Source organism: Paenactinomyces guangxiensis, assembly GCF_016055185.1.
Classification (GTDB): domain Bacteria; phylum Bacillota; class Bacilli; order Thermoactinomycetales; family Thermoactinomycetaceae; genus Paenactinomyces; species Paenactinomyces guangxiensis.
Genome location: NZ_JAECVR010000060.1, coordinates 1 through 1,661, shown reverse-complemented (window position 1 = coordinate 1,661; position 1,661 = coordinate 1). Strand labels below are relative to the sequence as shown.

The 1,661-nt window shown below is 46.7% G+C and carries 1 protein-coding gene; it reads left to right on the top strand.

Annotated elements, in window-relative coordinates; translation table 11 throughout:
* Positions 1–374 precede the first annotated feature (374 nt).
* Positions 375–1,604 (top strand): IS110 family RNA-guided transposase, encoded by a 1,230-nt coding sequence (locus tag I8U27_RS20320; protein ID WP_181755135.1) that lies wholly within the window; start codon positions 375–377, stop codon positions 1,602–1,604.
* Positions 1,605–1,661: the final 57 nt, after the last annotated feature.

Genomic DNA, 1,661 nt, shown 5'->3' with positions numbered 1-1,661 from the left:
CTCGTATAGTAAGTTTAAATCCTCAAAAACAATCCATTTCCAGTTAAAACTCGTTCTTTGAAAAGTGAATATCCATCATTCATAGGGGGTGGACTTTTCGTGATGTCCCTGGATAATGATCCTAGGATCATTTGGGGATGTTCTCTTCCCTCCTGTAGCTTTGACTACTCGAAAAGTCTGTTTCCCCAGTACTTGTTTGAACTTCTAACCCGCAGGCTGTTCCCTCTGGCACCCCATGCTGGAAGTGGCAGCTTCCAGGCAGCTCATGGATCAGAGAGAGTTCTCATAGGCGAGGGTGATCGATCGGCAAGTACGCTGGGGATGTCCCGAAGAGTCCACTTTCCCTTGATCCTAAAACGAAAGGGGGTTCACCCGTGAAACTTTATGTCGGTATAGATGTCAGCTCGAAAGATATGAAAGTTTGCTTGATGGATCAAGAGGGCGAAACCCTCCAACGATTTACGGTTGAAAATAACCTGCATGGAGCTTCCTACCTTCGAGATCAGATTGTCTCTTGTTACGACCAAGGTTCTTTTCAAGCGGTCCACATCGGTTTAGAAGCAACTTCTGTGTACAGTTGGCATCCGGCCATGTTTCTTCACGAAGACAGGGCTCTCCAAGCGAGAAATACCAAAGTGTACACGATCAATCCCAAGCTTATTCGTAAGTTTAAAGAAGCTTACGTGGATCTGGATAAGAACGATCATGTGGATGCCTGGCTCATTGCAGATCGCCTCCGTTTTGGGCGTTTGCCTCTGACCGTCGTATTGCAAGAGCAATACGTTGCTCTGCAACGGTTGACCCGGATGAGATACCATCTGGTTCATAATCTCACCCGTGAAAAGCAAGTGTTTCTCCAGCATTTGTTTTACAAATGCAGTGCTTTCACCACCGAAGTGGAAAGCTCTGTCTTTGGCAACGCTCTGCTAGAGCTGTTGCTTGAAAAGTACACCTTGGAAGAGATCGGGTCGATGGAACTGGATGCCTTGGCACAATTTCTTAGAGAAAAAGGGAAAAATCGCTTCGCTGATCCGGAGTGCTTAGCCAAGTCCATTCAAAAAGCGGCTCGCTCTTCTTACCGTCTGTCCAAGTGTGTAGAGGATTCCATTGATCTGCTCCTCGGCACTTCCATTGAGTCCATTCGCAGTATTACTGCTCAGATCAAGCAGTTGGACAAGGCGATCCAGAAGCTGTTGGATGGGATCCCGAACACCCTGCAAACCATTCCCGGTATTGGTCCGGTCTTTTGTGCTGGGATTCTCGCCGAAATCGGCGATATTGAACGCTTTAAAGATCAAGCTTCGCTTGCTAAATATGCGGGTCTTTCATGGCAAAAACATCAGTCTGGTTCGTTTCAAGCAGAAGAAACCAACATGATTCGCACTGGCAACCGCTATTTGCGTTATTACCTGATTGAAGCTGCCAATTCGGTAAAACGAAATGATGCGGAGTACAGAGCGTATTACCAGAAGAAATACCATGAAGTCCCCAAACACCAACATAAACGGGCACTCGTCTTAACCGCTAGAAAACTTGTGCGTTTGGTTGATGCGCTGCTACGCAGCAACCAAATCTACACGCCTGGAAGGAAGGTGGATCGATGAGGTAAACACCTCCTCAATATCCTTCGGTAATATCCCAGTTAATGGAAATCTAGACTG